Source organism: Nocardia pseudovaccinii (assembly GCF_050942345.1).
Lineage (GTDB): Bacteria > Actinomycetota > Actinomycetes > Mycobacteriales > Mycobacteriaceae > Nocardia > Nocardia pseudovaccinii.
Genome location: NZ_CP192074.1, coordinates 3,908,949 through 3,933,789, shown reverse-complemented (window position 1 = coordinate 3,933,789; position 24,841 = coordinate 3,908,949). Strand labels below are relative to the sequence as shown.

The following is a 24,841-nucleotide window of genomic DNA, read 5'->3' as shown; positions in this document are numbered from 1 at the left end:
GTTTCGGTGCACAAATCCGCCGTCCGTGTCCTTGTCTCGGCTCACCATGGAATCCGGTGCCTCGCTGCGGCCACCTGCGATCCGAGCGAGCCCGGCAGGCGCTGCCACGGCGGGCTTCGGACCGTAAGCCGGGTGGACAGCCCGGCCTCGGAAAAGCGAATCGCCGCCCCGTGGGGCGGCGATTCGGCTCAGGCTTCGTCGAGCAGTTCGGCGGTGACGGCCGATTCGGTATCGGGTACCCCCAACTCCTTGGCCCGGCGGTCGGCCATCGACAGTAGCCGCCGAATCCGGCCTGCCACAGCGTCTTTGGTCATCGGCGGATCGGCGAGCTGGCCGAGTTCCTCCAGTGACGCCTGACGGTGCTGCACGCGCAGCTTGCCCGCCGCGGCCAAATGGTCGGGCACCTCGTCGCCCAGAATCTCCAGTGCGCGTTCGACTCTCGCGGCCGCGGCGACCGCGGCGCGGGCCGATCGGCGCAGGTTGGCGTCGTCGAAATTGGCCAGGCGGTTCGCGGTAGCCCGCACCTCGCGGCGCAGCCTGCGCTCCTCCCAGACGATCCGGGTGTCCTGTGCGCCCATCCGGGTCAGCAGTGCGCCGATGGCCTCGCCGTCGCGCACCACGACCCGATCGGTGCCGCGCACCTCACGCGCCTTCGCGGTGATGCCGAGCCGCCGCGCCGCGCCGACGAGTGCCAGCGCGGCCTCCGGACCGGGGCAGCTGACTTCGAGCGCCGAGGAGCGACCGGGTTCGGTGAGCGAGCCGTGCGCGAGAAACGCTCCGCGCCAAGCGGCTTCGGCATCGCCGATGCTGCCGCCGACCACCTGTGCGGGCAGACCGCGCACCGGACGGCCGCGCACATCGAGCAGACCGGTCTGTCTGGCCAGCGCCTCACCCTCCTTGGACACCCGTACCACATAGCGCGAGGTCTTGCGCAGACCGCCCGCGCCGAGCACGTGCACATCGGAGCCGTAGCCGTACAGCTCGAAGATCTCGCGCCGTAGCCGGCGCGCGATGGAACCCATATCCACCTCGGCCTCGACGATCACCCGCCCGCCGACGATATGCAGGCCGCCCGCAAACCGCAGCAGCGCAGACAATTCCGCCTTGCGAGAACTCACCTGCGAGACCGTGAGCCTGCTCAGCTCGTCCTTCACTTCGGCTGTCATCGCCACGAGACGCGCTCCTTTCCACCCAACCCGGAACGCACATCCTGACCCATGTGCCGTCCCTCGACTCGAAGCCCTGCCATATGTGGCCGAGGTTGCCGGATCAGCTGATCCAGTGCGGCGGCAAGCTTTCCGGGGTGATGCCGGTCGGTTCCCGCTTCGGCGACATCGGAGAAGGTTACTCGCGCCCGCAACTGTTCGGCAGCCCTGGCCACATGTTCTCTTTCGCGACCCTCCGGCACCGACCCGGAATCGACCAGTACCTCGTCGACCACGAATTCCGGTGCGTGCTGGGACAATACATGTAGATGGCGTTCCGCGGAGAAACCCGCCGTTTCTCCGGGCTCCGCGGCCAGATTCAGTACCAGGACCTTGCGTGCTCTGGTATAGACCAGCGCGTCACGCAATTCGGGCACCAGCACGTGCGGAATTACGCTGGTGAACCAGGAACCCGGGCCGAGCACGACGACATCGGCGTGTTCGATGGCCGAGGTTGCCTCCGGACTGGCAGGCGGATCGGACGGAATCAGCCGCACCCGCCGCACCTTGCCCGGTGTCGTCGCGATGGCGACCTGGCCGCGGATACAGCGGCTCACCCGCGGATCCGCTTCCAGCCCAGAAACATCCGCCTCGATATCGAGGGCGATGGGCGACATCGGCAGCACCCGTCCGGTGATTCGCAACATCTTGGCGACCTCGTCGAGCGCGGCGACCGGATCACCGAGCACCTCGGTCAGGCCCGCGAGGATCAGATTGCCGACCGAATGTCCGGCCAGCGCGCCGGTGCCGCCGAAGCGGTGCTGCACGGTGCGCGTCCACACATCGTCGCCGTCGGCGGCCAGAGCCGCCAGGGCCATGCGCAGATCGCCGGGCGGTGGCACGCCGAGTTCGGCGCGCAGTCGGCCCGATGATCCGCCGTCATCGGCGACGGTCACCACCGCGCTGATCTTTCTGGTCAGCCGCCGCACCGCGGTGAGCGTCGCGTACAGCCCGTGCCCGCCACCGAGCGCAACTATGGCGGGATCCGATTCCCACCCCGTCATTCGCGCCCCAGATCCCGGTGCACGACTCGCACGACATCGGCCGGGCCGGATTTCTCCGTCTCCGAACCGATGAGTTCGCCGAGCGCCTCGGCGATCGCCACGCTGCGGTGTTTACCTCCGGTGCAGCCCACTGCCACCGTCATGTATCGCTTCCCCTCTTGGCGGTAACCATTCGTCGTCAGGTCGACCAGGTGGTGGCAGGTGCTCAAGTAATCGGCCGCGCCGGGACGCGACAATACATACTCGCTGACCACGGTCTCCTGTCCCGAATGTTCCCGAAGTTCCGGTATCCAATGCGGATTGGGTAGAAAACGCACATCCAACACCATGTCCGCATCGAGTGGAACCCCGTACTTGAATCCGAACGACTGCACTGTCAGCTGCAGTGCGGTGGGCGCGCCGCCGCCGTAGGCCTCTTCCAGCTTGCGGTGCAGCTGGTGGATCGAGAGTTCGGTCGTGTCGATCACCAGGTCGGCCGCCGTCTTCACGGCGGAGAGGCGAATCCGTTCGGCTGCGATGCCCGCCGAGAGCGTACCGTCGGCGCTTTCGCTCTGCAGCGGGTGGCGTCGGCGCGCGAAGCCGAAGCGCCGGATCAGCACGTCATCGGAGGCCTCCAGGAACAGGATCCTGGTCGGCACGCCCGCGGACCGCAGCTGATCGGTGACGGCCGAGAGATCGCCGGTGAAAAAACGGCTGCGCACATCCATGACCAGCGCGAGCCTGCGGATCGGCGGTTCGGCGGAGGCGCCGAGTTCGACCATCCGTCCGATCAGCTCGGGCGGCAGGTTATCGGTGACATACCAGCCCAGATCCTCGAGTACCCGGGCCGCGGTACCGCGACCCGCGCCGGATAGGCCGGTCACGATGACCACCTCGACCTTTGGCTGCGCCGGGTTGCCATCGCCGCGTTCGACAGGTGCGCCGAGGGTGCCCGCGGGGCCGGTCCGCCCAGCGGTCGACCGCGGGCTGCCCGCACTGTTGTTCGATTCGACGCGTGTCATGTCCTACCGGATCTGTGTCAGGGTGCGTGTCGATCATCCCGCACCGGTTCCGGTATCGGGCGCAGACACACAACGTAGGTGTCTTATTCCTCCCGCAAAGCGGCCAAAACGGCCTTCGCGGTCGCCACACCGATGCCGGGTACCTCGGTGATCTGCTCGACCGTGGCCTCCTTCAGTTTGGCAACCGACCCGAAATGGGTGACGAGCGCGGTCCGGCGCGACTCGCCGAGGCCACGCACCGAGTCCAGTGCGGACGCGGTCATCCGACGGGAGCGTTTGCTGCGATGGAAGGTGATGGCGAAGCGGTGCGCCTCGTCGCGCACCCGTTGCAGCAGATACAGCGACTCACTGTTGCGCGGCATGATCACCGGATCGGTCTCCCCCGGCACCCACACCTCCTCCAGCCGTTTGGCCAGGCCGATCACCGCGACATCGGTGATGCCGAGTTCGTCGAGGACCTCCGCGGCGGCCGCGACCTGGGGCGCGCCGCCGTCGACCACGTAGAGATTGGGCGAGTAGGCGAATTTGCGCGGGCGGCCGGTACGTGGGTCGATGCCGGGGCGTGAAGTCAGTTCGAGGTCGTCGTCGACGTGTCCGTTCTCCTGACCGGATGTCAGCTCCTCGGCCGCCAGCTCGTCCCGTTCGCGGCGCAGACGATAGAACCGCCGTCTGGTCACCTCCGCGATGCTGCCGACATCGTCGGAGCGACCCTCGCCCGCGGCCTCTTTGATCGTGTAGTGGCGATACTCGGACTTGCGCGGCAGGCCGTCCTCGAAGACCACCAGCGAAGCCACCACATCGGTGCCCTGCACGTGGCTGATATCCACACACTCGATTCGCAGCGGCGCGCTGTCCAGCTCGAGGGCATCTTGAATGTCTTGCAGCGCAGCGGATCTCGAGGTCAGATCGCCGGCTCGCTTGAGTTTGTGCTGGGCCAGCGCCTCCATCGCATTGCGCTGCACGGTTTCGGCGAGCGCCTTCTTGTCACCGCGTTGCGGCACCCGCAGCCGCACCGCCGAGCCGCGTAGTTTGCTCAGCCATTCCTCCACCTGTTCGGCATCGGCGGGCAGTTCCGGCACCAGCACCTCGCGCGGCACCGCGGTGGCCGGTTGCTGGGCCTCGCCCTGTTCGTCCTCGCCCTGTTCGGCCTGTGCGGCCTGCTCGCCGTAGAACTGGGTGAGGAACTGCTCGACCAGTGCGGCGACCTCGCCACCGGCCTCCTGGCCGTCGATGGCGTCGCCGGATTTGTCGACCACCCAGCCGCGCTGACCGCGCACCCGGCCGTCGCGGACGTGGAAGATCTGGACCGCGACCTCGAGCTCATCGATGGCGAAGGCGACCACATCGGCGTCGGTGCCGGTGCCGAGGACGACGGCCTGCTTCTCCAGTGCCCGCCGCAGCGCTTGAACGTCGTCGCGCAGCCGGGCGGCGGTTTCGAAGTCCAGGTCCTCGGCGGCGTCGTGCATCCGGCGCTCCAAGTCGCGCACCATGCGATCGGTGCGTCCAGCCAGGAAGTCGCAGAAGTCCTCGACGATCCGGCGATGCTCGTCGGCATCGACGCGGCCGATGCACGGGGCCGAGCATTTGTCGATATAGCCGAGCAGGCACGGCCGCCCGATCTGGTTGTGCCGCTTGAAGACTCCGTTGGAGCAGGTGCGCGCGGGGAAGACCCGCAGCAATAGATCCAGGGTTTCCCGAATGGCCCAGGCGTGCGCGTACGGCCCGAAGTACCGCACCCCCTTCTTGCGTGCGCCGCGATAGACGAACAGCCGCGGGTACTCCTCGTTCAAGGTGACCGCCAGCACCGGATACGACTTGTCGTCCCGATACCGCACGTTGAATCGCGGATCGAACTCCTTGATCCAGTTGTATTCCAGCTGCAGGGCTTCCACCTCGGTGGAGACCACGGTCCATTCGACGCCGGCCGCCGTCGTGACCATCTGCTTGGTCCGCGGATGCAGCGAAGCCACGTCGGCGAAGTATGAATTCAACCTGCTGCGCAGGCTCTTCGCCTTGCCGACATAGATCACACGCCCGTGCGCGTCCCGGAATTTGTAGACACCGGGTTCAACGGGAATCGTGCCCGGCTTCGGCCGGTAGGTCGCGGGATCTGCCACGAATCCAAGCCTATCGACCGGCTCCGACACATCCGCACGGGCGCGGCTCAGCCGAAGCGGCGGGCACTGGCGACGATCGCGTCGCACAGCGCCTGCTCCGGCGCGGACAGGGTCGTCCGCCGCCGCATCAGCACGAATTCGAGGTCGCCGAGCATCGGAAGCCGCGGGTCGCCCAGCACGCGCAGACCGTCCGGGATCAGGGTTTCGGCATGCACGATGACGCCGAGACCGGCGAGGACCGCGGCGCGCAAGCCGAGCTGGCTGTCACTGGTGCAGGTCACGCGCCAGGTGCGGGCGTCGCGTTCGAGTGCCCGCAATGCGATGCGGCGGGTGAGACTGGGTGGCGGATAGGTCACCAGCGGGACCGGATCGTCGAATTCCGTTGTGGTCGAACGGCCCGCCCACACCAGACGGTCGCGCCAGAGCAGTTCGCCGTGCCGTTCACCGGGCAGGCGTTTGCCGACGACCAGGTCGAGTTCACCGGTCTCCATCCGGGTTTTGAGGTTTTCACTCAGGCCGACAGTGAGTTCCAGATCGACCCCCGGATGGGTGCGCTGGAATTCCAGGAGTACGTCGGGGAGTTCACGGGCCATCACATCATCGGAGGCGCCGAGCCGGATCAGGCCGGTGAGGGTGGAGTCCGAGAAGTAGCGCTCGGCCTGGCCCTGCGCGTCGAGGATGGTCCGGGCGAAGCCGACCATGGCCGCACCGTCGGCGGTCAGCGCGAGATTGCGCGTATCGCGGCGGAACAGTTCGCGACCCGCGGCCTTCTCCAATCGGGCGATGTGGCCGCTGATGGTGGACTGACGCAGGCCGAGGATGCGCCCGGCGGCGGTGAATCCGCCCGCACGCTCGACGGCCAGGAAGGTGCGTAGCAGTTCGGGTTCGAACACACCCACAATTATCACTGCTTGCGTTTACAGATATCATTCTGAACGCCTTTCGCGTTCAATTGGCCGAGTCGTACGGTCGACTGGTGAAGTTCCTCGCCAAACTCCGGATCGATGCGTTCATGCTCGGCATCCTGGCCAGCGTCGCGGCGGCCGCGCTGTTGCCCGCGCGAGGTGTCGCGGCCGATGCGCTCGACTGGGCAACCAAGATCGCGATCGGTGTGCTGTTCCTGCTCTATGGCGCTCGCCTCGAGCCCCGTGAGGCGCTCGCCGGATTGCGGCATTGGCGGTTGCATTCGACGGTGCTGGCGGTGACCTATCTGATCTTCCCGTTGATCGGGCTGACCTTGCATGTGCTGGTGCCATCGGTGCTGACCGACGATCTCTACACCGGCGTGCTGTTCCTGTGTCTGGTGCCGTCGACCGTGCAGTCATCGATCGCCTTCACCTCGATTGCCCGAGGCAATGTGGCGGGCGCGGTGGTCAGCGCGTCGCTGTCGAATCTGATCGGCGTCTTCGCGACCCCGTTGCTGGTCATGCTGCTGATGGACACCACCGGCAATGCGACCGTCTCGCCCACCGCGATGCTCGCGATCGTCGTTCAGTTGCTGCTGCCGTTCTTGGCGGGCCAACTCTTGCGCCCCAGGATGACCTGGCTGCTGCGACATGCCACGGTGACCAAGGCCGTCGATCGTGGCTCGGTCTATCTCGTCGTCTATGCCGCCTTCAGCGCGGGCATGGTGGAACACATCTGGAGCGGCATCTCGCCGCGGGCGCTACTGGCGATCGTCGCGGTTTGCGCAGGCATTCTCGCCGCAGTCCTGACGATTACCACTTTCGGCAGTCGCCTCCTCGGCTTCGCCCGCCCCGATCAGATCGTCACCGTATTCTGCGGTTCGAAGAAGAGCTTGGCCACCGGTCTCCCGATGGCCTCGGTCCTGTTCGCGGGACATCAGGTCGGTTTGATCGTGTTGCCGCTCATGGTCTTCCACCAGATCCAGCTATTGACCTGCACCGTGCTCGCTCAGCGCTACACGCGATCAGCACAGTCCGGTCTCCCGGCAGCCGAGCCATCCGTACAACCCGCCTGATCCGAGCTGTTCACCACTCGGCGTCGGCGACCCGGATGCCGAACCACGTTTTGGCTTCCGGTCGCGAAAGCTGGTACAGGATCGTCGCCGACGCGCCCAGCGTGAAGAGGGCGACGACCAGCCGGGCCGAGTCCGGGACAGCCTCGACGTGAATCCGCAGTACCGCGACGGACTGCAGCATGACCGAAACGATCGCGACGCGACGCATCCGCGGCCCCGGACCGAGAACCAGTACCGCGAGACCGAGCACCCAACTGCAGCCGAATTGCAGTGCCGCGGATCCGGCCGCCTCGTCACCGGCGATCAGGCCCATGACGACCGGATATGCGAGGCCGAAGCCCGCAAGTCCCAATGCGGCCTCTCTGGCCTCGCGGACCGATTCGGGCAGGTCGACCTGCCGCGCCGTCCGCACGACCGACGATTCGAAATATGCCTCGGCATCATCCATGGCCACTCCCCGTCGAGCTTGCGCACCGCGATGTGGTGGGCGTCACAGCAAGCTAATTCAGTTCGGAGGCATCGACATTCAGGAACGGCAGAGTGTGTCGCAGGTCACATACTGGACGCTAGGCCAGTTCGTGCCGCCGCAATACCTCGAGCAGACCTTCGGCGCGCTCCACCGTCGGCAATGGATCGACCAGCGCGAAACCGCAGCCCGCCGCGACCGCACCGCCGTCGGCCTCGGCACTGTCGCCGACCATGAGCGCCGACTCGGGACGCACGCCGAGTTGTTCCACCGCGGCCAGGAAGATCCGCGGATCCGGCTTCACCGTACCGACTTCGAACGACAGCGTGTGCGCGGCGACGAGCCGATCCCAATCGTTGGCGACGAACGCCGGACGGATATCGAAAGCGATATTACTCACCACCGCGACCGGGATGCCCTGTGCCGCCAAGGTTTTCAGTACGGCACCGGTGTCCGGATACGGCGTCCACGCCAATGGGTCGAGCATCCAGTCGTAGAGTCGCGCGACCAGCGCCGGTGTCGGCACCCCGGCTTGTCGCATCAATTCGTGGTAGGCCGTGCGATGCATCGCCGGATCCAGATCTCGCCGCTCCCATGCGAGCCGCCCCTCGGTGTCGAAGACCGCACCGTCGCCGACCGGCCTCGTCATCCGATCCAGGATCGCGTCCTGCTGCGACCGGTCCAGGGGCTTGCCATCTGCCCCGACCATATCGGCCCAGGTTTCATCGGGTTCCAGCCGGAACAGCGTGCCGGAGAAGTCGAAGAGAACTGCCTCGATCGCCACTTGGCCAGCCTACCGATGACGACGATTGTCATTGGGGTCGAGCGGAATTGGCCTCAGCGCCCACTCCTCGGTAGATCTCGCCGAAATCGCATCCGAATGGGCGCTCAATGCAATTGCCCGCTAACCGTTTTCGCTGAACTCACCAGTACTGGGAGCCCACAGCGCCGGATTTGCCGCGACGCTCGGCGATCGGCGATACAGTGCCGTCCATGAGTGGCACGCGAAGAACCTGGGTCAGCGCCGCGGCGGCGCTCACGCTCATCGTCGGCGTTGTCAGCGGATGTTCCTCCGACGACACACCGGCGAACGCGGCGTGTAGTGCGACGCCGAACGGAACCCCGATGGTCGCGACCTCAGCGGGTGCGACTCCAGGCGCGACCAAGGATCTGAGCACCAATCCCGAGATCGCGACCGGCTACCGGTCCGATATGACGGCGGTGCGCACCAAGACGTACGCGGTGTCCACGGCCAACCCGGTCTCCACCAAAGCCGCCTGTGAGGTGCTGAGCAACGGCGGCACGGCCGCGGATGCACTCATCGCGGCGCAGATGGTGCTCGGGTTGGTGGAGCCGCAGGCCTCCGGCATCGGCGGTGGCTCGTTCATGCTCTATTACGATGCGGCCAGCAAGAGCGTCGAGGCCTACGACGGTCGGGAGATCGCCCCTGCGGCGGCGACCGAGAATTATCTGCGCTGGGTCAGCGATACCGATCGCACCGAGCCGAAGCCCAGTGCCCGTGCGAGCGGACGCTCGATCGGCGTGCCCGGCGTCTTGCGCATGCTGGAACTGGCGCATCGCGACCACGGCAAGACCGCTTGGCGGGACCTGTTCGATCCGGCCATCGGACTGGCCGATCGTGGCTTCCCGATCAGTCCGCGGCTGGCCGGTCAGATCGCCGAATCCGCCAAGGATCTCGCGGTGGACGAGTCCGCGAAGGCATACTTCCTCAATCCGGACGGCACCCCGAAACGGGCCGACACCGTACTGACCAATCCGGCGATGTCGAAGACCTTGAACGCCATTGCGACCGACGGTGCGAATGCCTTCTACACCGGCGCTATCGCTCACGACATCGTCGATGCGGCCGGATCCGCCGCGGGCGGGCGCACCCCGAGCCTCATCACCGCCAACGACCTCGCCGGATATCAGGCCAAGAAGCGGACCGCGCTCTGCACGAACTACCGCACGCACGAGATCTGCGGTATGCCGAGCCCGTCCTCGGGCGGCATCACTGTCGCGGCCACCCTCGGCATTCTGGAGAACTTCGACCTGTCCGCGCTGAAGCCGGACAATATCGACCGCAACGGCGGCAAGCCGAAGGCCGAAGCGGTGCATCTGATCTCGGAGGCCGAGCGGCTCGCCTACGCCGACCGGAACAAGTACGTCGCCGATACGGATTTCATTCCGCTGCCGGGTAATTCACCGCAGACCCTGCTGAACAAGGACTATCTGAAGCAGCGCGCGGGTCTCATCGATCCCGGCCACAGCATGGGCACCGCGCAGCCGGGCGATTTCGGCCCGGTGCCACTCGGTGTCGGCCCGCAGCCGCCCGAGCACGGCACCAGCCATATCTCGGTCGTCGATAAGTACGGCAATGCCGCCGCGATGACCACCACGGTCGAATCGGCCTTCGGATCATTCCATCTCGTCGACGGACTCGTGCTGAACAACCAGCTCACCGACTTCTCCGCCGATCCGCTCGGCACCGACGGCGCTCCCGTCGCCAATCGCGTGCAGCCGGGTAAGCGGCCGCGCAGCTCGATGAGCCCGACCCTCGTCTTCGACCACAATGCCGACGGCTCACGCGGCGATCTGACCCAGGTCGCCGGCTCCCCCGGCGGTTCGGTGATCATCCAGTTCGTTGTGAAAGCCCTTGTCGGCGTGCTGGATTGGGGCCTGGACCCGCAGCAGGCGGTCTCCGCGGTCGCGTTCGGCGCCGGAAACAGTCCGGCGACCGGCGTGGGTGGCGAACATCCCGCGATCAACGCCACCGACAACGGCGATCACGACCCACTGGTCCTACGCCTGCGCCAACTCGGCCACCAGGTCTCGGTCGCCCCCCAATCCAGCGGCCTCAGCGCACTGCAACGCGACGGTACCGAAGGCTGGATCGGCGGCGCGGATCCCAGACGCGAAGGCGCCGTCCTCGGCGACACCCGCTGACCTGCGGTTGCTCTATCCGGTCTGCGGCATCGGATAGAGCACGGGCCGTCGTCGAACGTCCGGTCACCCCGCATGAATCCCAGAAAAGCGGTAACGCTTTCCGACGGCGAACCGCATTCGGCCGGAGTTGAGTCATGAGCGGATCGTCACCGAATGCCTCGGCGACACACTGACATCCGGCTGCCGACTACTCCTCGGCGGCGGTGGTGTATTTCACACCGAGTGCGCGCAGCTTGTCCAGGGCCTCGACAGCGCGTTGCTTATCGTTGGAGCGGATTGCCATGAGGGGGACGTAGTCGTCGTCGACCAACTCGAGGCGGGCCCAGGACTTTCGGTCCGGAAAGGAGACGCCGCGGATGTATTCCCAGGGGAATTCGGTGTCCCCCAGGATGTTCCGCACCGAGATGCCGCGCTTGCCGACACGGACGCGCGGCCGGGTCAGCAGGAGTACCGCCGCCGCACCGAGCACGCCGATACCGATCATCGCGAATTGGTCCGCGAGGCGGAAGTTCACACCGGTCGAACCGTGCCGCAACAGGATGCCGCCCGCGGTGAAACCGGCGACGAGCAGTACCGCCACGGTCCATGCGGTCCGTACCGCGCGATGCGGCCGCACCTCGAGCTCCCACTCGCCGGAGCTCGATTCGGCAGCCGCGGCCGGGCCTCTACGCCAGATGCGAACGACCGGCATGATCTACGGCCGCAGAGCGCGCAGCGTCAGCGCGGCATCGAGCGCTGCGGCGGCGGCCTGTTCGCCCTTGTTCTCGGCGGAGCCCGGCAATCCGGCCCTGTCCAGCGCCTCCGCCTCGTTATTGGTGGTCAGCACACCGTTGGCCACGGGCGTACCCGCATCGAGCGACACCCGCGTGAGACCGGCGGTCACCGCATCACAGACGTATTCGAAATGCGGTGTGCCACCGCGGATCACCACACCGAGCGCGACCACCGCGTCATGTGAGCGAGCCAATTCCTGAGCGACCACCGGAAGTTCCATCGCACCCGCGCACCGGACCACGGTGATGTGCTCGACGCCCGCGTCCTTGGCCACCTGCTCCGCGTTCGCGACCAGCGTGTCGCAGATCTGGGTGTGCCAGCGCGAGGCGACGATGCCGAGCTTCAGATCCTTGGCATCCGACAGCTCGAAGCTCGGTACGCCAGTGCCACTCATGCCTGCGCCTCGCTGGCGCTCGGCTCCGGCATGCGCGATGCACGCTGTGACATGGTTCGCTCGCTGCGCTCGCTCACTAGTGTCCTTTCCAGGCTGCGTCGAGGTGAGAAATCACTGGGCGGTCTCGCCGAGATCGAGTTCGTCCAGCCCGATCAGGTCGTGACCCATCCGGTCCCGCTTGGTGCGCAGGTACCGCAGGTTCTCGGCATTGGCGCGCAACGGCATCGGCACCCGCTCGGTGATCTTCAGCCCGTAGCCGTCCAGTCCGACGCGCTTGGCCGGATTGTTGGTGAGCAGGCGCATCGACCGAATGCCGAGATCCACCAGGATCTGTGCTCCGGTGCCGTAGTCGCGGGCGTCGGCGGGCAGACCGAGCTCCAGATTCGCGTCGACGGTGTCGTGGCCCGAATCCTGCAGCTGGTAGGCCTGCAGCTTGTGCATCAGCCCGATGCCGCGGCCCTCGTGTCCGCGCATGTAGAGCACGACACCGCGACCCTCCTGGGCCACCATCTCCAGTGCGGCGTCCAGCTGCGGACCGCAATCGCAGCGCAGCGAACCGAAGACATCACCGGTGAGGCATTCGGAATGCACCCGCACCAGCACATCGTCGCCGTCATCGATATCGCCACGCACCAGCGCCACATGTTCGACATCGTCGTAAATGCTCTGATAGCCGACGGCCTTGAATTCGCCGTGCGCCGTGGGGATCCTGGCCTCGGCGACCCGAATGACCTGCTTCTCGTGCTTGCGCCGCCACGCGATCATTTCCGCGATGGAGATCAGCGCCAAGTTGTGTTCGTCGGCGAACACGCGCAGTTCCTCGGTGCGGGCCATATGGCCCTCGTCCTTCTGGCTGACGATCTCGCAGATGACACCAGCGGGCTGCAATCCGGCCATCCGCGCCAGATCGACAGCGGCCTCGGTGTGCCCGGGACGACGCAGCACGCCGCCCTCCTTGGCGCGCAACGGAACCACATGACCGGGCCGGGTCAGATCGTCGGCCTTGGCGTTCGGGTCGGCGAGTAGCCGCATGGTGGTGGCACGGTCGGCGCCGGAGATTCCGGTGGTGATGCCGTCCCTGGCATCGACCGAGACGGTGTAGGCGGTGCCGTGCTTGTCCTGGTTCTGCGCGTACATCGGCGGCAGGCCGAGCCGATCGCAGTCCTCACCCGTGAGCGGCACACAGATATAACCCGAGGTGTAGCGAATCATGAAGGCGACCAGCTCGGGGGTCGCCTTTTCCGCCGCGAAGATGAGGTCGCCCTCGTTCTCGCGGTCCTCGTCGTCGACGACGACGACCGCCTTACCGGCAGCGATATCGGCGACTGCGCGCTCGATGGTGTCGAACCTGGTCACGTCTGTTGTGCTCCATCTCGAAATAGGTGCCCCCATACAGTACGGCGTCGATCGCGAGTCGCCGCCGCCCGGCCGGATCAGCCGCGCTGCTGGAGGCGTTCGACGTACTTGGCGATGACATCGACTTCCAGGTTCACCTTGGTACCGATGGCGGCCGCACCGAGGTTCGTCATGGACAGGGTGGTCGGAATCAGCGAGACCTCGAACCAGTCGCGATTGCCGTCGGCGGCGGGCGCGTCGGCGATGCCGAGACCCGAGACGGTCAGCGAAATGCCGTCGACGGTGATCGAACCCTTCTCCACTACATAGCGGGCGATCGCGTCGGGCAGCGAAATCCGCACGACCTCCCAGTTCTCCGAGGGCGTGCGCGCCAGCACGGTGCCGGTGCCGTCGACGTGGCCCTGCACCAGGTGGCCGCCGAGCCTGCTGTTCAGCGCGGCCGCGCGCTCGAGATTCACCCGCGAACCCGTGCCGAGTCCGCCGATGCTGGAGCGGTTCAGCGTCTCCTGCATCACGTCCACGGTGAACGAATCGCCGTCGATCACGTCGACAACGGTCAGGCAGACGCCGTTGACGGCGATCGAATCACCATGTCCGGCATCGGAAGTGACCAGCTTGCCCCGGATCGTCAGCCGAGCGGCATCGGCCAGCTCTTCGGTGGCGACGATCTCGCCGAGTTCCTCGACGATGCCTGTGAACATGCCTTGACTCCCTGTCGCGTCGTTTCTACGGTTGCCGAACAGCCGGGATCCGGCGACTATTCCCGCCGGTACGCCGATCCCTCCTCAGCCTAACGACGCCGGGTCGTAGACGACACCGCGGTTCCAACCAGCGGCCGGTCGATACCGCGGCTCGGCGAGTCCCCGAGGAAGCAGACCGCGGGGCACCTCAGGCCTCGCCGAACCAGCGGCAATTATTTTTCGAAGCGAAATAGTGCACGGCCGTGCAAAAAAAGTCGTCGCTTCCCCGCCGACGACATTTATTCATTCTTACTTTCGTGACCACACGAATGGATTTCATACATCGCGCATAGAGTCGAACTGGGAGTAATACCCAGCCGAGACACACTTACACCAAAACCTTGCGCAGGCCCGGAAACGGTCGCAAGATTGTTATGTAGCTGATCCCTATCGTTCAACTTCGACCCGGGCAGTTCAGTGCGGAACGGTTCGACCCGGTCCCGACGCGGTCCGGCGAGTTCGACCCAGGGAAATCCACCACTCGAGGAAGCTGGATACAGCAGTGGGTCAAATCAGGTTCGACACCAACGGAGGTGTTGCGTGACCACTCTTGTCGATTCGACGCTGGAAGTTCGCTGTGTGCAGTACCGGCGCGAATTCCATATGCCTGCGTCGATCGACCCGACGTCCCGCCGCATCCTGCTCCATATCGGCACCCATTACGGCGCTATAACGATGCCCGCAGAGCTGGGCGAACAGGTGCAGCAGCAGCTCACCCAGACCCACATCGCGGCACCGGTGGTGCACCATCCGCGAGCGAGGCGCTGGACCTTCATCACCGGCCCCGCCCGGCCCGATACCCTCAGCGCGTCCGTCTCCGCGGAGCTGTTCCGGCTCTACGCGACCGTCGCCTGCCCCGGGAGCCAGGTCGTGCTGCCGTCACCGGATGACGAGCGCACCGGCTATCGCACCTGGATCCAGCCGCCGGAGAACGCGACGACCCTGCCACCGCTCAGCGCGGTGATCGAGGCGACGCGCGCCATCGGCAGCCGGAAAGTGCCCGCCCGCTAGGAGATTCGCGAGCTAGGAGCTGCGCAGCGCCGCGGCCTGCTGCCGCAGCTTTTCCACGGTCGCACCCGGATCGGCGGTGTTGTAGACCGCGGATCCGGCGACGAAACAATCGATGCCCGCCTCCGCGGCGGCCTCGATCGTGTCGGAATTGATGCCACCGTCGATTTCCACGATCAACCGCAGTTCGCCCGCGTCCACCAGCCGACGCACAATGCGCGCTTTTTCCAGCACATGTGTGATGAACGACTGGCCACCGAAGCCCGGCTCCACGCTCATCACCAGCAGTGTGTCGAAGTCGCGCAGGATTTCCAGATACGGCTCGATCGGCGTATTCGGCTTCACCGAAAGACCGGCCTTGGCGCCCGCCGCGCGAATATCGCGCGCGACCGCGATCGGATCGTCGGTCGCCTCGGCATGGAAGGTGACGTTGTAGGCACCCGCCTCCGCATAGGGCGGAGCCCAGCGCGCCGGATCCTCGATCATCAGATGGCAGTCGAGCGGAATGTCGGTGGCTTTCAACAGACTTTCGACCACCGGGAGTCCGAGAGTGAGATTCGGCACGAAGTGTGCGTCCATCACATCGACATGCAACCAATCCGCGCCATGCACTGCATTCGCCTCATCCGCGAGGCGTGCGAAGTCGGCGGAGAGGATGGACGGGGCGATCATCGGCGTGGTCGGGCGCGTAAACGTCGAAGAGGACACATCGCGGGAGCTTACCGGTACCTAGGGTTGCTCCGGCCGGGAGTGGGTAGCCTGCATAGGGTGATCAACATTTCGGCGGAACAGGGGCTCTACAGCACCCCGGTGGAGATTCGGGTGGCTGCGTCGGTGACGCAGCTGCCGATCGTGCGCGGGCTCGCCGAAACACTGGTGCTGCTCAGCGATTTCACCCTCGACGAGGTAGCCGACATCCGGTTGGCCGTGGACGAGGTGTGCTCGACGCTGATCGCGGTCGCAGCACCGGCGACCAGCCTGCACTGCCGGTTCACCGTGGGTGACACCGAGTTGCTCGTCAAGGTCACCGGCCTCGCCGGGACAGAGGGGCTGCCGGATCAGCGCAGCTTCGGCTGGCATGTGCTGCGCACCCTCACCGATGAAGTACAAGCGACACAGGACCCATTCGACTCGGCCGCATCCGGATATCCGACGACGGTGGAGTTCCGTCGGGTCCGGGGGAAAGCGTAGTGGCGGACGAGAACACCGTGTCCGATGCCGAGCGAGACGACGACGCCGAACCCGTGCTGACCGAAGAGGCCGCCGAGGAAGTCGAAACCCTCCAGGCGTCCGGCGCGGGGTACGACGATGTCGGCGCACTATTCGAGCAGCTCGCCGCCAGTACACCGGGTACCGCGCGGCATACCGCATTGCGTGCCGAGCTGATCGGCCGGTGTATTCCGCTCGCGGATCACATCGCCCGCAAATTCAGCGGGCGCGGTGAGCCGTTCGACGATCTCACGCAGGTGGCGCGGGTCGGTCTGGTGCACGCGGTGGACCGTTTCGATATCTCGCGCGGCTCGAACTTCCTGTCCTTCGCGGTACCGACGATCATGGGTGAGGTTCGTCGCTATTTCCGCGACAACACCTGGGCCATGCGGGTACCGAGACGGGTGAAGGAGACCCATCTGCGCATCGGCGCGGCCATCGACGCGCTCTCGCAATCCCTCGGCCGCTCCCCGACCGCGAAAGAGATTGCGGCCGAACTCGATGTGGATCCCGACGAGGTGACCCAGGCCGTCATCGCGGGCAACGCCTACCAGCCGAGCTCCATCGATGCCGCCTCACTCGGGCGCGATACCGAAGCATCGCTGCTGGACACCCTCGGCGAGGAGGAATCCCAATTCGACCGGGTCGAGGAGTATGTCGCGATCCGTCCGCTGCTGGCCGGACTCCCGGAACGCGAACGCCGCATACTCACCATGCGGTTCTTCGAATCGATGACGCAGACCCAGATCGCCCAGCGCATGGGTATCTCGCAGATGCACGTCTCGCGCATTCTCGCGAAAACCCTTGCCCGTCTGCGCGAACAGTCGGCCCGCGACTGAGCGGAGTCAGCGCGCCTGCTGATTGCGGAGTTTCGCGGGCGCCGACAACCACCAGGCGGCGTCGAGCAACTCGCGGAGTTGATCGGGCTCGATCCGGTCGAGGTCGATGAGGATGTAGGGATATCCGTCATAGTGCGGGGTGGTGTAGAAGGCCGGGTCACCGGAGGCGAGCATGGCCTCCTTCTCCGCCATCTCGCACAGCAGCACGAGTCCCCCCTCGGCCTCCGACCGCAACCGCGCGAACCCCTTGCCGCTCACCTTCAGCGCAGGGCTGCGCCACCACGTCGATTCCGTCACCCCGGGCAGTTCGGTCGCCAGCGCCACCACCTGCTCCCATGTCATCGCCATGCGATCAGTCTGCGCCGCCGACCTGCCCGAGTCTTGGACGAATGTCGCCTCGCAGTGTGGACCCGCTTTGGTCTCTTCGGGTCGACCGATGCAAGGCCCGCCGGCGGCGGTGCGGCACACGTGCGGCGATGCAGTGCAAGTCCATCAGGATGCGCAACAAACCGCCCACGGCACCCGCTCTGCTACCAGGCTGACTGCCAACGGGACCCTGGCAGGTTGCCAGAGGTGCCTCGGATCAGGTGCTACTCGACGTGCGTATGCAGCACAGCCACGAACATGGCGTCGCCACCCGGCGGTGCGGATCCCGCGCCGCCCTGGCACGAACTCGCGACCCGTCGCCGCTCGATTGCCGAGCCGAATGCCGAATGCCGCTGGGCGCGCCTCCGATCAGGTGCTACTCCAAAGGCTTGCGCAAGGCGGCCAGGAACATGGCGTCGGTGCCGTGGCGGTGGGGCCAGAGTTGGGCGCCGGGGCCGTCGCCGATATCGGTGACGCCGGGGAGGAGGTCGCGGGTGTCGAGTTGGATGGCGCCGGTGCGGCGGGCGGCGTCGGCGACGACGGCGACCGTCTCCAGCAAGTGTGGGGAGCAGGTCGAGTAGAGGACTACGCCGCCGGGGCGCAGGAGATCCCATGCGGCGGCGAGGAGTTCGCGTTGCAGGACGACCAGTTCGGAGACGTCGGCGGGCGTGCGCCGCCACCGGGCCTCCGGGCGGCGACGCAGTGCGCCAAGGCCGGTGCACGGTGCGTCGACGAGGATGCGGTCGTAGCCAGGAGTGAGGCCGCTATTGCGGCCGTCGGCGACGTGCACGTCGACGGGTAGGTCGTGGACGGTCTTGCGGACCAGCTCGGCGCGGTGTTCTGCCGGTTCGACCGCGTCGACGCGGTGGCCGTCGATTGCGGCGATCGCGCCGAGCAGGGCCGCCTTGCCACCGGGTCCGGCACACAGGTCGAGCCAGCGGCCATTGTCCGGACCATCCAGTTCCGCTCGGGTCAGCGCGAGCGCGACGAGTTGACTACCCTCGTCCTGTACTGCCGCCATACCTTCGCGGACCGGCTCCAGCTTGCCGGGATCGCCGCCGCCGTCGAGGTAGACCGCGTACGGCGACCACTTGCCCTCTTCGCCGCCCGTCACCAGGGCCAGTTCCTCAGCGGTGATATCGCCGGGACGAGCCACCAGGTGCACGATCGGACGAGCATCGTCGGCTGCCAGCACGTCCCGCAGCTCCCCGGCCCGCGCGCCGAGCGCATCCGCGAATGCCTGCGCGATCCACACCGGATGCGCGAATTCGAATGCCAACCGGCCCACCGGATCTCGCGGCGCGAGCTCGTCCACCCACTCGTCGACGGACTTCTCCCCTGCCCGGCGCAGCACGGCATTGACGAAACCCGCTTTGCCCGCACCGAACTCCGTGCGCGCCAATGCCACCGAGGTATCCACCGCCGCATGCGCCCCGATCCGGGTACGCAGTAACTGATACACCCCGAGCCGCAGCACATCCAGCAGCGGCCCATCGATATCGTCAACCGGTCGCCCAGCGCCCGCCGCGATCACCGCGTCCAGCAGCCCGAGTGAACGGCAGGCCCCGTAGGTCAGTTCAGTCGCCAACGCCGCATCCCGCCCCGAAATCCGCCGGTCGCGCAGCAGCCCTGGCAGCACCAGATTCGCGTAAGCCTCCCGCTCCCGGACAGCCCGCAAAACATCCCGCGCCACGAGCCGCACCGGATCGCCGTGTGGTATCGAATCCTTTTGCCGCCCGCGCCCTTTCGGTGCATCGACACGCCTGTCCGAAGCGCCGCCACTGGGTCGGCCTGCCGCTCCAGCCGAACCCCGTGCGCGATTCGAACGCCGCTCATCACCACCCGCGGCCTGTCGCCCCTGGCTCGATCCGGCCGAACTGGACTTCGCCGGGCGGTTGGCCCGCCGCTGCCCGCCGGACGCCGCATCGTTTCCGTGCGAACGGCCATGCCGGTCTGCTGGGGACGACGGGCCCCCGCGCCGGTCATCGCCAGATCGTCTCGTGTCCTGAGAGCTGTCATCCCGTGCCGAAGACCGCCGCGCGGGATCGCCGCGCCGCGCCGGATCATCCTGCCCGCCGCCCCGCGCGCCCTGCCATCCCCCGCGCACCGAGCCTCCGCCCTGCTCGGAGATCGGCCCTTTGCGCTGCGACGAACCGTCCCCCGATGATGCGGACTTGCGCTGATCGGTCATATTCCGCCGCTCTGGTCGGGTCCGCGGCGCATCGCCGCGGCTCTGGTCGGTGCGCCACGGCCGGGCTTCGTCGTCGCGCCGTATGGACTGCGAATTCTTCTGTTGTGCACCACTTTTCGCTGACGCAGCGCGGGCGAGCCAACCGCCGTCGACGGATTTCCCGGCGGACTTGCGATTCGTGCTCACTCGACCACCGCGCCGGCCTGCAGGCGCGCACCGCGCGCCCAGTCGAGGGCCGACATCATGCGTTTGCCTTGCGGCTGAACCTGATCGAGGCGGACCGCGGTGGTTGCGGTGCCGACGAAGACGCCGGACTTGCGGACCTCGATCGTCCGTTCCGGCAGGACTTCCTCGACCATCTCGACGGGACCGACCTTCAAGCGGGTGCCGTTCACCTCGGTCCAGGCACCGGGTGCGGGGGTGACCGCGCGAACGCGGCGGTTGATCGCCAGCGCGGGCTGATCCCAGCGGATGTGCCCGGCCTCGACCGGCACCTTGGGTGCATAGGAAACACCGTCATGCGCTTGCGGAACCGCTTGCAGCGTCCCGTCTTCCACGCCGTCGAGCGTCTTCTCCAGCAGCACCGCCCCGGTGTTCGCGAGCCGGTCGAGCAACGCGCCCGCGGTATCGGTCACCGCGACCTTCTCGGTCACCACGCCGAAGACCGGGCCGGTGTCCAGACCCGCCTCGATCTGGAACGTGGACGCGCCGGTGATCTCGTCGCCCGCGTCGATCGCCGCCTGCACCGGAGCCGCGCCGCGCCATGCGGGCAGCAGCGAGAAGTGCAGATTGATCCAGCCGAAGCGCGGAATATCGAGCACCTGCTGCGGCAGCAGCGCACCGTAGGCCACGACCGGACAGCAGTCGGGCGCCAGTTCGGTGAGCTGCTCGATGAATTCGGGTTCGGCCGGGCGCCGCGGCGTCAGCACGGGAATGCCGTGCTCATCGGCGAGCCGACCGACCGGCGACCGCTGCACCTTGCGTCCGCGCCCAGCGATGGCATCGGGCCGGGTCAGCACGGCGAGCACCTCGTGCCGCTCCGAATCGATGAAACGCTGCAGCGACGGGACCGCCGGTTCCGGTGTGCCCGCGAAGACAATGCGCATCAGCGACCCCGTCCGAACGGTCCGGCCTCGGTCGAGCCGAGCGCACGCGAACTGCGCACGGTGATACCCGCGCTGAACCAATCGGATTCGCGAATGGTGCGCATCGCCTCCTTGCGCTGCGCGGGATCGAGCCGATCGATGAACAGCACACCGTCCAAATGATCGGTCTCGTGCTGTACGCAGCGGGCCAGCAGGCCCTCGGCCGCGAATTCCACCGGCTCACCGTTCACATCGATACCGGCGGCCCGCACCCGCAGCGCGCGGCGCGTGTCATAGCGCAGCCCGGGGATCGACAGGCAGCCCTCGGGCCCGACCTGCTCCTCTGCACCCACTACCTCGTAGGTCGGATTGATCAGATGCCCCCTGGCGTCCTCGGTGTCGTAGACGAAAACCCGCAGCCCGACGCCGATCTGCGGCGCGGCCATCCCGACCCCGCCGTCATCGTGCATGGTCTCGGTCAGGTCGGTGACCAACTGCCGCAGCTCACGATCGAATTCGGTGACCTCCGCCGCACGTGATCGCAGGATGGGATCGCCGAAGAGGCGAACGGGCTGAATGGTCACGGCGGCGGCTCCCCAAAACGATGAACACGGTCGATTCATTCTAGAGAGAGACACCGTTCACACCGATCTCCCCGACCGAACGGGAAAAAGCTGGTAGAACTCCAATGCGGTCCGGGCGGGGTGTTCACCCCTCCGCCCGGCCGCCTGTGCTTGTCAAGCTTATTTCCGGCTTGTTTCCAAGCACGCTGAACGTCGACCGCGTCGCCGAACCGACGTAGCGTCGATGGGGTGATTGTTCCTGAGCACCTGCCGACCACCGTCGGCGAGTTGCGCGCGGGCGGCCATCTGCCGCGCAGCGTGAAGTCCGAGATTCGCGAGAACCTGTTGTCCCGGTTGGGTTCCGGCGACGATCCGTGGCCGGGCATCGTCGGCTTCGATCGGACCGTCCTGCCGCAACTGGAACGCGCGCTGCTGGCCGGGCACGATGTCGTACTGCTCGGTGAGCGCGGCCAGGGCAAGACCCGGCTGCTGCGCACCATGATCGGCCTGCTCGACGAGTGGACACCCATCATCGCGGGTACCGAACTGGGCGAGCATCCGCTGGCGCCGATCAGCCCGGCAGGTCGCCGATTGGCCGAGGAGTTGGGCGACGACCTGCCGGTCACCTGGCGGCACCGCTCCGAGCGTTACGCGGAGAAGCTCGCAACTCCGGACACCTCGGTTGGTGACCTGATCGGCGATGTCGACCCGGTCAAGGTGGCCGAGGGCCGCAGCCTCGGCGATCCCGAGACCATCCACTTCGGGCTCGTACCGCGCGCGCACCGCGGCATCGTCGCCATCAACGAATTGCCCGATCTCGCCGAACGCATCCAGGTCGCGCTGCTGAATGTGATGGAGGAGCGCGATATCCAGGTCCGTGGTTACACCCTCCGACTACCCCTGGATGTGCTGCTCGTCGCCACCGCCAACCCCGAGGACTACACCAACCGCGGCCGGATCATCACCCCGCTCAAGGACCGGTTCGGCGCGGAGATCCGCACCCACTATCCGCTGAGTGTCCCGGCCGAGGTGGCGCTGGTCCGGCAGGAGGCCGAATTGGTGGCCGAGGTCGGCGACCCGCTGATCGAGGTGCTCGCCCGGTTCGTGCGGCACCTGCGCGAATCGTCCGCGATCGACCAGCGCTCCGGCGTGTCCGCGCGATTCGCGGTGGCCGCCGCCGAGACGGTGGCGGCTGCCGCACTGCGCAGATCGGCGCTCACCGGCGAGCGTCCCGCCGTCGCGCGACCCGTCGACCTCGAATCCGTGCCCGCGGTATTGCGCGGCAAGCTGGAATTCGAGTCCGGGGAGGAAGGCCGTGAGCAGGAACATCTCACACATCTGATGCGGCGTTCGTTCGCCGAGGCCGGGAGTGCGCTGCTCGGTGGGCTGAATCTGCGACCGTTGGCGGAGGCGGTCGGCGACGGCCATCTGGTCACCACCGGCGAACGCGTCCCGGGCAAGGATGTGCTCTCCGCGCTGCCGGAACTGCCTGTCCTGCACGAGGTCGCGCGTCGGCTCGGCGTCGGCGCCGACGAACCGGCGGCCCGCATCGCGTCTGCGGTCGAATTCGCGTTGGAAGCCCTTTATCTGGCTCGTCAGATAGCCAAGGACTCCGACGGCGGCGTCGCGGTATATGGCTCATGACCGCCCCCGACCACTACGCCTACGGGCCCTATCACGATGGACCCGATCCGCTGGCGCCTCCGCTCGATCTGCGCGAGGCGCTGGACCAGATCGGGCGCGACGTGATGGAGGGCAGCTCCCCCCGCACCGCACTGGAGGAGTTGCTGCGGCGCGGTATGCGAGAAATGCGAGGGCTCGATGAGCTCACCCGGCAGGTGTGGCAGCGCCGCGCCGAGATCAGTAGACGGCACCGGCTCGACGGCACCCTGCAACAGGTCCGTGAACTACTGGAACAGGCTCTGAAAGCCGAACGCCGCGAGCTGTTTCCGGATCCCTCCGATGACGCCAGGTTCGCCGAGGCACAGCTGGACGCATTGCCGCCGAGCACCGCGGCCGCCGTCAACGAGCTCGCCGAATACCAATGGCGCTCCGAGACCGGTAGGGAGAACTACCAGAAGATCCGCGACCTGCTCGGACAGGAACTGCTCGAATCCCGGTTCCAGGGCATGAAACAGGCACTGGAGAACACCACTCCGGAGGATGTCGAGCGCGTCGGACGGATGCTGTCCGATCTGAACAACCTGCTCGCGGCGCATGCGCGAGGCGAGAACACCGAACAGCAATTCGCCGAATTCATGGCCGAGCACGGCGAATTCTTCCCGGAGAATCCGCGCAATACCGACGAACTGATCGACGCGCTCGCCGCCAGGTCCGCCGCTGCCCAACGCATGTTGAACTCGATGTCCGCCGAGCAGCAAGCCGAACTGGCCGAGCTGATCGGGCAGGCATTCGGCGATCCACGCATTGCCCAGCAGGTCGCCGCCCTCGACGCCGCGCTGCGGGCGCTGCGGCCGGGCGAGGACTGGGACTCCGCCCAGCGGTTTCGCGGCAACGATCCATTGGGCCTGGGTGCGGGCACCCAAGCCCTCCAGGATCTCGCCGAACTCGACGCGCTCGCCGAACAGCTCAGCCAGTCCTATCCGGGCGCCAGCCTCGAGGATATCGATCTGGACGCCTTGGCCCGCCAACTCGGCGACGACGCGAGCGTGGATGCCGCCCGGTTGGCCGAACTGGAACGCGAACTGCGCAGACAGGGCGTATTCGAACGAGCACCGGACGGCTCACTTCGGTTGACGCCCAAGGCTTTACGACGGCTCGGTGAGACCGCGCTGCGCGATGTCATCGGGCGGTTGCGGTCCCGGCGCGGCGAGCGGGATACCCGGTTGGCCGGTGCGGCGGGCGAGCCGACCGGCGCCACCCGGGCATGGCAGTTCGGCGATACCGAACCGTGGGACGTGCCGAGGACCGTGCGCAATGCGGTGCTGCGGTCGATGTCGGTCGGCCGTCGCGGCGTCACGCTCGACGTGTCCGATGTCGAGATCATGGAAACCGAACAGCGCTCCCGGGCCGCTGTTGCGCTCTGCGTCGACACCTCATGGTCGATGGTGCAGGAGGGCAGATGGCTGCCGATGAAACGCACTGCCCTCGCGATACATCAGCTGATCAGCACCCGGTTCCGCTCCGACGCACTGAGCCTGATCACCTTCGGCCGGCACGCCACCACCGTCGATATCGGCGAACTGACTGCGCTGGAAGGTGTTTGGGAACAGGGCACCAACCTGCACCACGCATTGCTGCTGGCCGCACGCCATCTGCGCAGACATCCGGACGCGGTGCCCGTCGTACTCGTCGTGACCGATGGCGAGCCGACCGCGCACCTGGAACCGAACGGTGCGGCGTACTTCAATTGGCCGACCGCACCGCGCACCCTGGCCGTGACAATGGCCCAGGTCGACGCCCTGGCCAAGCTCGGTGCATCGGTCACCGTCTTCATGCTCGGCGAGGATCCGAGCCTGGCCGCATTCGTCGATTTGGTGGCCCGCCGCAGCGGCGGTCGCGTCGTCGCCCCGGACCTGGACGGACTCGGCGCTGCCGTGGTCGGCGACTACCTGCACGGCAGGCGCGGTTGATCC

23 protein-coding genes are annotated in these 24,841 nt (G+C 66.9%); 7 read left to right on the top strand and 16 right to left on the bottom strand.

Annotated features, from left to right (window positions below):
• Positions 1 to 188 precede the first annotated feature (188 nt).
• The 5 genes from whiA to ACQPZ2_RS17705 all read right to left on the bottom strand — a co-directional run bounded on the left by whiA (position 189) and on the right by ACQPZ2_RS17705 (position 6,226).
• Complete coding sequence (whiA, locus tag ACQPZ2_RS17725; RefSeq protein ID WP_040692075.1) at positions 189 to 1,172, bottom strand: DNA-binding protein WhiA; 984 nt, start codon at positions 1,170 to 1,172, stop codon at positions 189 to 191.
• Complete coding sequence (locus ACQPZ2_RS17720) at positions 1,163 to 2,209, bottom strand: gluconeogenesis factor YvcK family protein (RefSeq protein WP_063043214.1); 1,047 nt, start codon at positions 2,207 to 2,209, stop codon at positions 1,163 to 1,165. Before ACQPZ2_RS17720 ends, whiA begins: the two co-directional genes overlap by 10 nt.
• Complete coding sequence (gene rapZ / locus ACQPZ2_RS17715) at positions 2,206 to 3,210, bottom strand: RNase adapter RapZ (protein ID WP_040692081.1); 1,005 nt, start codon at positions 3,208 to 3,210, stop codon at positions 2,206 to 2,208. The genes ACQPZ2_RS17720 and rapZ overlap by 4 nt, the downstream gene beginning before the upstream one ends.
• Positions 3,211 to 3,293: 83 nt before the next feature.
• Entirely contained in the window at positions 3,294 to 5,327 is a 2,034-nt protein-coding gene (gene uvrC / locus ACQPZ2_RS17710) for an excinuclease ABC subunit UvrC (protein WP_433526537.1), read from the bottom strand.
• A 47-nt stretch (positions 5,328 to 5,374) separates the two neighbouring features.
• Positions 5,375 to 6,226: a LysR substrate-binding domain-containing protein gene (locus tag ACQPZ2_RS17705; RefSeq protein ID WP_433526536.1), complete on the bottom strand. Its 852-nt coding sequence runs from the start codon at positions 6,224 to 6,226 to the stop codon at positions 5,375 to 5,377.
• A gap of 77 nt (positions 6,227 to 6,303) precedes the next feature.
• Here ACQPZ2_RS17705 and ACQPZ2_RS17700 point away from each other — a divergent pair, with 77 nt between their 5' ends.
• A complete protein-coding gene (locus ACQPZ2_RS17700) occupies positions 6,304 to 7,308 on the top strand; it encodes a bile acid:sodium symporter family protein (RefSeq protein ID WP_433526535.1) in 1,005 nt (334 codons plus the stop codon).
• 10 nt (positions 7,309 to 7,318) lie between these two features.
• Here the strand turns inward: ACQPZ2_RS17700 and ACQPZ2_RS17695 are convergent, their stop codons facing one another.
• The gene (locus ACQPZ2_RS17695; RefSeq protein WP_433526534.1) at positions 7,319 to 7,756 is read right to left on the bottom strand and encodes a hypothetical protein; all 438 of its coding nucleotides are present in this window, start codon (positions 7,754 to 7,756) and stop codon (positions 7,319 to 7,321) included.
• Between the two features lie 118 nt (positions 7,757 to 7,874).
• Positions 7,875 to 8,558 (bottom strand): HAD family hydrolase, encoded by a 684-nt coding sequence (locus tag ACQPZ2_RS17690; protein ID WP_433526533.1) that lies wholly within the window; start codon positions 8,556 to 8,558, stop codon positions 7,875 to 7,877.
• A 209-nt stretch (positions 8,559 to 8,767) separates the two neighbouring features.
• Here ACQPZ2_RS17690 and ACQPZ2_RS17685 point away from each other — a divergent pair, with 209 nt between their 5' ends.
• Complete coding sequence (locus tag ACQPZ2_RS17685; RefSeq protein WP_433526532.1) at positions 8,768 to 10,720, top strand: gamma-glutamyltransferase family protein; 1,953 nt, start codon at positions 8,768 to 8,770, stop codon at positions 10,718 to 10,720.
• 187 nt (positions 10,721 to 10,907) lie between these two features.
• Here ACQPZ2_RS17685 and ACQPZ2_RS17680 read toward each other — a convergent pair whose 3' ends face one another.
• From ACQPZ2_RS17680 to ACQPZ2_RS17665, 4 genes are all read right to left on the bottom strand, one after another.
• Positions 10,908 to 11,411 (bottom strand): PH domain-containing protein, encoded by a 504-nt coding sequence (locus ACQPZ2_RS17680; RefSeq protein WP_433526531.1) that lies wholly within the window; start codon positions 11,409 to 11,411, stop codon positions 10,908 to 10,910.
• A gap of 3 nt (positions 11,412 to 11,414) precedes the next feature.
• Positions 11,415 to 11,888, bottom strand: coding sequence for a 6,7-dimethyl-8-ribityllumazine synthase (gene ribH, locus ACQPZ2_RS17675; RefSeq protein ID WP_063043207.1), 474 nt, complete (start codon positions 11,886 to 11,888; stop codon positions 11,415 to 11,417).
• A 111-nt stretch (positions 11,889 to 11,999) separates the two neighbouring features.
• Positions 12,000 to 13,244, bottom strand: a complete 1,245-nt coding sequence (locus tag ACQPZ2_RS17670) for a bifunctional 3,4-dihydroxy-2-butanone-4-phosphate synthase/GTP cyclohydrolase II (RefSeq protein ID WP_063043206.1) — start codon at positions 13,242 to 13,244, stop codon at positions 12,000 to 12,002.
• A gap of 77 nt (positions 13,245 to 13,321) precedes the next feature.
• Positions 13,322 to 13,945 carry a riboflavin synthase gene (locus ACQPZ2_RS17665; protein WP_433526530.1) on the bottom strand — a complete coding sequence of 208 codons (624 nt, stop codon included), beginning with the start codon at positions 13,943 to 13,945 and terminating at the stop codon, positions 13,322 to 13,324.
• A 579-nt stretch (positions 13,946 to 14,524) separates the two neighbouring features.
• On the opposite strand from ACQPZ2_RS17665, the gene ACQPZ2_RS17660 reads away from it, so the two are divergent.
• A complete protein-coding gene (locus ACQPZ2_RS17660) occupies positions 14,525 to 14,995 on the top strand; it encodes a hypothetical protein (RefSeq protein ID WP_433526529.1) in 471 nt (156 codons plus the stop codon).
• Between the two features lie 12 nt (positions 14,996 to 15,007).
• Here ACQPZ2_RS17660 and rpe read toward each other — a convergent pair whose 3' ends face one another.
• Positions 15,008 to 15,664 (bottom strand): ribulose-phosphate 3-epimerase, encoded by a 657-nt coding sequence (gene rpe / locus ACQPZ2_RS17655; RefSeq protein WP_063043203.1) that lies wholly within the window; start codon positions 15,662 to 15,664, stop codon positions 15,008 to 15,010.
• Between the two features lie 96 nt (positions 15,665 to 15,760).
• Between rpe and ACQPZ2_RS17650 the strand changes: the two genes are divergently transcribed.
• Both ACQPZ2_RS17650 and ACQPZ2_RS17645 read left to right on the top strand, forming a co-directional pair.
• Entirely contained in the window at positions 15,761 to 16,183 is a 423-nt protein-coding gene (locus ACQPZ2_RS17650) for an ATP-binding protein (protein WP_040692115.1), read from the top strand.
• Positions 16,183 to 17,040: an RNA polymerase sigma factor SigF gene (locus tag ACQPZ2_RS17645; RefSeq protein WP_433526528.1), complete on the top strand. Its 858-nt coding sequence runs from the start codon at positions 16,183 to 16,185 to the stop codon at positions 17,038 to 17,040. The genes ACQPZ2_RS17650 and ACQPZ2_RS17645 overlap by 1 nt, the downstream gene beginning before the upstream one ends.
• Positions 17,041 to 17,046: 6 nt before the next feature.
• Here ACQPZ2_RS17645 and ACQPZ2_RS17640 read toward each other — a convergent pair whose 3' ends face one another.
• The 4 genes from ACQPZ2_RS17640 to def form a co-directional block, all read right to left on the bottom strand.
• On the bottom strand, positions 17,047 to 17,388 hold the full coding sequence (locus ACQPZ2_RS17640) for an MmcQ/YjbR family DNA-binding protein (RefSeq protein ID WP_433526527.1): 342 nt from the start codon (positions 17,386 to 17,388) through the stop codon (positions 17,047 to 17,049).
• A gap of 394 nt (positions 17,389 to 17,782) precedes the next feature.
• Positions 17,783 to 19,126 (bottom strand): RsmB/NOP family class I SAM-dependent RNA methyltransferase, encoded by a 1,344-nt coding sequence (locus ACQPZ2_RS17635; RefSeq protein WP_433527453.1) that lies wholly within the window; start codon positions 19,124 to 19,126, stop codon positions 17,783 to 17,785.
• 653 nt (positions 19,127 to 19,779) lie between these two features.
• The gene (gene fmt, locus ACQPZ2_RS17630) at positions 19,780 to 20,703 is read right to left on the bottom strand and encodes a methionyl-tRNA formyltransferase (protein ID WP_433526526.1); all 924 of its coding nucleotides are present in this window, start codon (positions 20,701 to 20,703) and stop codon (positions 19,780 to 19,782) included.
• Entirely contained in the window at positions 20,703 to 21,266 is a 564-nt protein-coding gene (def, locus tag ACQPZ2_RS17625) for a peptide deformylase (protein ID WP_433526525.1), read from the bottom strand. The genes fmt and def overlap by 1 nt, the downstream gene beginning before the upstream one ends.
• A gap of 228 nt (positions 21,267 to 21,494) precedes the next feature.
• On the opposite strand from def, the gene ACQPZ2_RS17620 reads away from it, so the two are divergent.
• Together ACQPZ2_RS17620 and ACQPZ2_RS17615 are read left to right on the top strand one after the other, a co-directional pair.
• Positions 21,495 to 22,889, top strand: a complete 1,395-nt coding sequence (locus ACQPZ2_RS17620; RefSeq protein WP_433526524.1) for an ATP-binding protein — start codon at positions 21,495 to 21,497, stop codon at positions 22,887 to 22,889.
• Positions 22,886 to 24,838, top strand: coding sequence for a vWA domain-containing protein (locus tag ACQPZ2_RS17615; protein ID WP_433526523.1), 1,953 nt, complete (start codon positions 22,886 to 22,888; stop codon positions 24,836 to 24,838). The genes ACQPZ2_RS17620 and ACQPZ2_RS17615 overlap by 4 nt, the downstream gene beginning before the upstream one ends.
• The last annotated feature ends 3 nt before the right edge of the window (positions 24,839 to 24,841 follow it).